Origin of the sequence: Streptomyces tateyamensis, from assembly GCF_003205575.1 — a bacterium.
Taxonomy (GTDB): domain Bacteria; phylum Actinomycetota; class Actinomycetes; order Streptomycetales; family Streptomycetaceae; genus Kitasatospora; species Kitasatospora tateyamensis.
In genome coordinates, this window is record NZ_PYBW01000146.1 from 1 (window position 1) to 5,322 (window position 5,322).

Annotated in this window: 5 protein-coding genes and 2 pseudogenes; 6 read left to right on the forward strand and 1 reads right to left on the reverse strand. The window is 67.1% G+C overall.

All coding sequences use genetic code 11. The features are described 5' to 3' along the window. The 3 genes and pseudogenes from C7C46_RS30015 to C7C46_RS30030 all read left to right on the forward strand — a co-directional run. Positions 1-733 (forward strand): IS5 family transposase (locus C7C46_RS30015; protein ID WP_110673085.1); only part of this gene is annotated, 733 nt, incomplete at its 5' end. Between the two features lie 422 nt (positions 734-1,155). Continuing rightward, positions 1,156-1,485, forward strand: a pseudogene (locus C7C46_RS30025) (VOC family protein); the annotation flags it as partial. Between the two features lie 77 nt (positions 1,486-1,562). Continuing rightward, a pseudogene (locus C7C46_RS30030) lies at positions 1,563-1,829 on the forward strand (recombinase family protein); the annotation flags it as partial. 407 nt (positions 1,830-2,236) lie between these two features. Here C7C46_RS30030 and C7C46_RS30040 read toward each other — a convergent pair. After that, positions 2,237-2,734 (reverse strand): phage terminase small subunit P27 family, encoded by a 498-nt coding sequence (locus C7C46_RS30040; RefSeq protein ID WP_110673086.1) that lies wholly within the window; start codon positions 2,732-2,734, stop codon positions 2,237-2,239. Between the two features lie 1,204 nt (positions 2,735-3,938). Between C7C46_RS30040 and C7C46_RS30055 the strand changes: the two genes are divergently transcribed. The 3 genes from C7C46_RS30055 to C7C46_RS30060 all read left to right on the forward strand — a co-directional run bounded on the left by C7C46_RS30055 (position 3,939) and on the right by C7C46_RS30060 (position 5,112). Then, complete coding sequence (locus C7C46_RS30055) at positions 3,939-4,358, forward strand: hypothetical protein (RefSeq protein WP_110673089.1); 420 nt, start codon at positions 3,939-3,941, stop codon at positions 4,356-4,358. A 43-nt stretch (positions 4,359-4,401) separates the two neighbouring features. Further along, entirely contained in the window at positions 4,402-4,791 is a 390-nt protein-coding gene (locus tag C7C46_RS34485) for a hypothetical protein (protein WP_146259262.1), read from the forward strand. 69 nt (positions 4,792-4,860) lie between these two features. Further along, positions 4,861-5,112, forward strand: a complete 252-nt coding sequence (locus C7C46_RS30060) for a hypothetical protein (protein WP_110673090.1) — start codon at positions 4,861-4,863, stop codon at positions 5,110-5,112. The last annotated feature ends 210 nt before the right edge of the window (positions 5,113-5,322 follow it).

Here is a 5,322-nt window from a genome sequence, read left to right on the forward strand (position 1 = left end):
AAGATCAGGGGGGAACTTCATCTTCGACAAGCTGCTGCAGCTCCTGCGATTCGGCTGCTCGTACCAGGCGATCGCCGACACGACCTGCTCTGCCACCACGATCCGCAACCGTCGCGACGAGTGGATCCGGCTCGGCGTCTTCGCCAAACTCAAGCAGATCGCGCTGGAGTCCTACGACCGGATCGTCGGCCTCATCCTCGACCAGATCGCCGTTGACGGCTCCATCACCAAGGCCCCAGGCGGCGGTGAGGTCGCAGGGCGGTCGCCGGTCGATCGAGGCAAACAGGGCCTGAAGCGCTCTGGCATGACGGATGGTTACGGAATTCCGTTGGGTCGCGTGCTGGCCGGGGCGAACCGTCACGACTCCCCGCTACTCGCCCCGACCCTGGACCGCCTGGACGACCTGGGACCGCTGCCCGACGACATCACCGTGCACCTGGACGCCGGCTACGACTCGGACAAGACTCGTGTCCTGCTTGAAGAGCGCGGCCTGCGCGGCCGTATCGCGCACAAGGGCGAGAAGGCGCCGATCCAGGCAAGCCAGCGGTGGCATGTCGAACGGACCCATGCCTGGCAGAACGCCTTTCAGCGCCTCGCCCGCTGCTACGAGCGAAGGGCCACCGTCATCGACGCCTTCTTCGACCTCGCCGACACGATCATCACAGTGCGTAGCCTGATCCGTCGGGCATGGACGACCCACCGCTGGGACCAACGCCCGAGCCGCCGCCCATGAACACACGCCTACCTGCGCGACCTCTAAGCCGATGGTGAAGTCGTCCGGAGGGCAGCGGGAGTCCGATGGGGTCGTAGTACCGCTGATCGGCGTGCAACACAACGCGCCGGGAGGGAAGGGCCCCAACTTTGATCACGTTCGTGGCGGAGGTAAGTGCGAGGGCATGGCCGGAGAGAGTCTGGTCAACTACCCCGGCGGGCGATTGCCCGTTGTAGTGGATGGGCGTGCGTCCGTTCTGAAAGTGCGACAACTTCAACGCGCGCTATGGGCTGCGGCCACGCAGTCTCCGGAGCGGCGTTTCCATGCCCTGTACGACCGTATTCACAGGGGTGACGTCCTGTGGGAGGCGTGGGAGCGGGTCCGGGCCAACAGTGGGAGCGCCGGGGTGGATCGGGTCACCCTGGAGTTCGTGGAGAAGGAGTATGGGGTTCGGCGGTTGCTCGGCGAACTCCAGCCCCCGGTTCTGGTCGCAGGCGCTCGGTTGGGGCATCGACAGCGAGGCGCCCGGGGTGACCAACCTCGAACCCGTGGGCTTCGTGTACCCGGACCCGGCGGCCGTCTGCATCGACATCGTCGCCCGTCCCGAGGCCAAGACGGTGAAGAACCGCGTGCACCTCGACCTGGCCACCAGCTCGGCGGCCCATCAGGCGGAGCTGGTCGCCCGCCTGAGGGGACTTGGTGCCACGCTTGCCGACGTGGGCCAGGGCGAGGTGCCGTGGACGGTGATGGCGGACCCCAACACTCCGGACTACCAGTTCTGGAGTGACCCCCGGTGTCGACCGCCACCCTTACCCGTGACCTGCGGAATTCGTCCCCCTCCCCGGAGGGTATGACTAGGACGACCCTGCCCGGTACCGAGGGCACCGTGTTCTCCGGGCGCCTGCGGGGCGTCTCGGCTATCCGCCTGTCCGTGCTGACGGACGAGACCACCAGCCCCGAGCGACAGCGCGAGTCCAACGAGACCGCCGCCGCGGCTTTGAACATCGACTTCGGCGAGGGTGACCAGCGCCGCGAAGCCGTCGACCTTGACGTGTCGGCGAGCAAGACGGCTCCGTGGGAACGTCCGGAGCTTGGCCGCTGGATCGCGGACCCCGACAGCGGGGCGATCTCCCGATCCGCGAGCAGCAGCACCAGGCCGATACCGCTGGACAGGGTGGACTTCCCGGCCTTGCGCGGTACCTCGATCCACACGGTTCAGTTCGGGTCACGCGGACGGGACGGCCAATCTCCGGGTCGTCCCACAGCCACCCGAAGACAGGGGCGATGATCCACGCGATTTGCCAAGGGGCGAGGCGGAGTTGAGTCCCGCCCCACCTGCCCTTCGTGTGCTTCATGCTCTCGATGGCGCCGATGGCCCGTCGGGCAGCATCCACCGAGAAGTAGGCACCTGGCTGTTGGGGCTGCTGGTGCGCAACCACCAGGGGCCGGGAGCGCAGGGCCTCGGCTATGTCGTCGTCGGTGAGCCCGAGTTCGAGCAGCGCGTCACGGGGGACGGGCAGGGCGTCAGTCGAAGATCCCGTCATCGTCGCCCCCGGTTTCCGGCGGCGTCAGACGCCCCCGAGCCGAGGGTGAAAGTCCGAGTTCGCCGATGTAACGGGCGAGTTGGGAACGGTACTGCCCCACAATCGTGGTGGCGCCGTTCTTCTGCCAACCCCGCTCGCCCTGCATCAGAATTCCGTGCGCGGAGATCTCCCGTTCGCACTGGTCGATCCGCGCGACGCACACGCAGTAGTCCGTGAGCGTGGACGTGTCGACCAGGCCGATACCGGCGACGTGTTCGAGCACCGGGACCACCCGGCGCCACTCGCGCGAGGCCACGTCCCGGCACCGCTCGTTCACCGCGGCTTGCTCGCCGTCGGCCTGGTCGCCGAACAGCTCGAACCAATCGGGCTCTGTCAGCTCGGCCGGAGGGACCTTGACGTCCTCGGGGACGGGCCGCTTGCCCGGGTTCCCCTCTCGGATGACCTGCAACGGCGGCTTGCGCCTGGTCGGATCGGCCATGATCCCCCCTCTCTCGATTTGTAACTCTCCGCGCAAACGGCTCTACCTGCGGCGAGAGTCTTTTCCCTCCCTGCCGCGCCTTATGGCACCGGGAGGGAGTCACCCCCCTGGGGTGTCACCGCAGGCCAGGGCCTCGGACAGGCTTAACGCGCTCGCTCGCCCAACCTCCGGGCTGGTGAACGGCCGTCTCACGACTGTGACACTGCGTGCACAGCGGACGCAGACGCGACCACGCGTCAGGGTCGGCGACACCTCGGGCGACCAGCGACCGACGCGACTCCGCGAAGTGGTCGGCGGTGGTCGCCTGCCTCGCGCACAGCACGCACCACGGATGGGCGTAGAGATAGGCCCGACGGATGCGCGGCCACCTCGGGCCGTACGCGCTTCCGCCCGGCGTGCCTCGCTGTGCGTCGGCCTCGGTCTGGTGCTCGGGGCAGCGACCACCACGAGCGGTCAGCTCCGGGCACCCGGGCACGCTGCACGGGGGGCGGGGCTTGCGTGGCACGGGGCAGCTCCGATCTGTCAAGAGTGATGGCCTGATGACGGTTCGTCATGGGAAGATCCACACGGGTCCGGCACCGAGCCGGCCAGAGGGAGGCAGAGCTATGTCTGACGAGTAGGGTGTTACCGAGGTCGGCCCCGGCCTCACCGTCACCGAGAACACCGACCTGAACCTGATCCCCGCGTCCGAGGTCAAGCCCGAGGACATTGGCACGCTGAGCTTGCGGTACGTGGACGGCGTGCCCCAGCTCGTTGTCAGCGGCGGGACGGCCATTCCGGCGGGGCTGACGGTCGTGGATCGGTCCGGAAGTACTATCGCGGCGTACTCGGCTCGGCCAGCCACAAGGTCAGCTCTCCAGAATGCGGTGTCTGTCGCATCGCTGATCCTCACGACTGACGCCATGATCGCCGAACTCCCAGAGGACAAGTCAGGGGGCGGCATGCCAGGCGGCCTGGGCGGCATGATGTAGGCACCGACGCGAGTGACCTAACAGCGCGTCGCGGCACCCTGGTACAGCCCCCTCCGAGCCCGTGCCGGGGCGTCGTGCTGTCTGACTCGGGGCATCCGGGTACCGAGCACGGGGGCGGGGTCTGCGCGGCACAGGGTGCCTCCGATCTGTCAAGAGTGATGGTGTGCTGACGATCCGTTATGAGAAGATCCACGCGAGTCGGCACTCTGCCGGCCTCGGAAGGGGACATAGCCATGACCGACGAGACCCCGCAGGGCGGCGCACCGGGCAGCAGCCCCACCCCGCGTGATGGCATCTACTCGGCCACCTTCATTCCGCCTCTCGACTCCAGTTACAGGAGCGCCGAAGTGACGTCCGAGGCAACCGACCTCGGCGCGATCCAGGGGACCGAGGGCGGCCCTGCGTCGCCCGACCTGAGCGCCGTCCCGGTGACTGAAGTCAAGCCCGAGGACATTGGCACGCTGAGCCTGCGCTACGTGGACGGCGTGGCCCAGCTTGTTGTGAGCGGCGGGACAGTCATCCCGGCGACACTCGCGGTCGTATCCGGCTCCGGCGACAACGTAGCGACGTACGAGGCAAGCAAGCCGGTCTCGTCCCGATCCTCTAGCAATCTGAACGTCTGCTTCGTCGGGCACGTCGACTCTGGGAAGTAGCTGCGGCTACGCATCAACAACACCGAACAGCGAGGAGACAGTCATGTCCGACACCACACCCGAAGCCAACGACCACGGCCCTGCCCAAAGCCAGCTGTCACCGGAACTGGCCGCAAAGCTCGGCCTAACTCCCACACCCGAGGGAACAGCACCCGCGCTCATCCCGTTCGACCAGGTCAAGCCCGAGGACCGCGCCAAATTGGCAATCGAGTACCGCAACGGTGAACCCGTGATCGTCGTCAGCGGCGGGACGGTATTTCCAGCGGTGATCGAGACGGTAGACACGTCCGGCGCTCCTATTGGGGCATACAAGGCAGCGGCAGCAGCGCGGTGGAGGCTAGCTGGCCCGAACCCCTTGGCGGGGGAGAACTGCGACGCGAACGGAAATTGGATCCCCCCGCGCGACCGCCCCGGCTATGGCAGCGGAGTCTAAACCCTGGAGTGCCCCAACTGGTCTTGGCCCTTGTGACACGGACGGCAGAGCGGTTGAACGTTCCCGTCCGTGTTCATCACGCAGCGGACCTCGTACTACAACCACGAGCACAGGCACTCCGGCATCGGCTTCCACACGCCCGCCAGCGTCCACTTCGGCACCGCGGAGGAGATCCGCGACCAGCGGGCCGTCACCCTCGCCGCGGCCTACGCACGCCACCCCGAAAGCTTCGGCTGCCGCCCCCGACCGCCCGAGATACCGCAGACAGCGTGGATCAACGACCCCGCCAAGCGCAGGGAACCCGCACCACAAACCTCATAGCGTCACGACCGTCTCACTGGACTTGAAATCTTCCGGGGGGAGTTGTGGAACGCGTGTTGAAGCGCTTCGTTGGCTACGCAAGTTTCCGACTGGTCGCACGGGAGACGACCAGTCAAGGGATTCTCGGGCTGGTCGAGTGGACGCACGACCCGGGCTCGGGGCTTTGGCGGATGCACGACACCCCTTGGACCAATGCCACTTAGCTTAAGT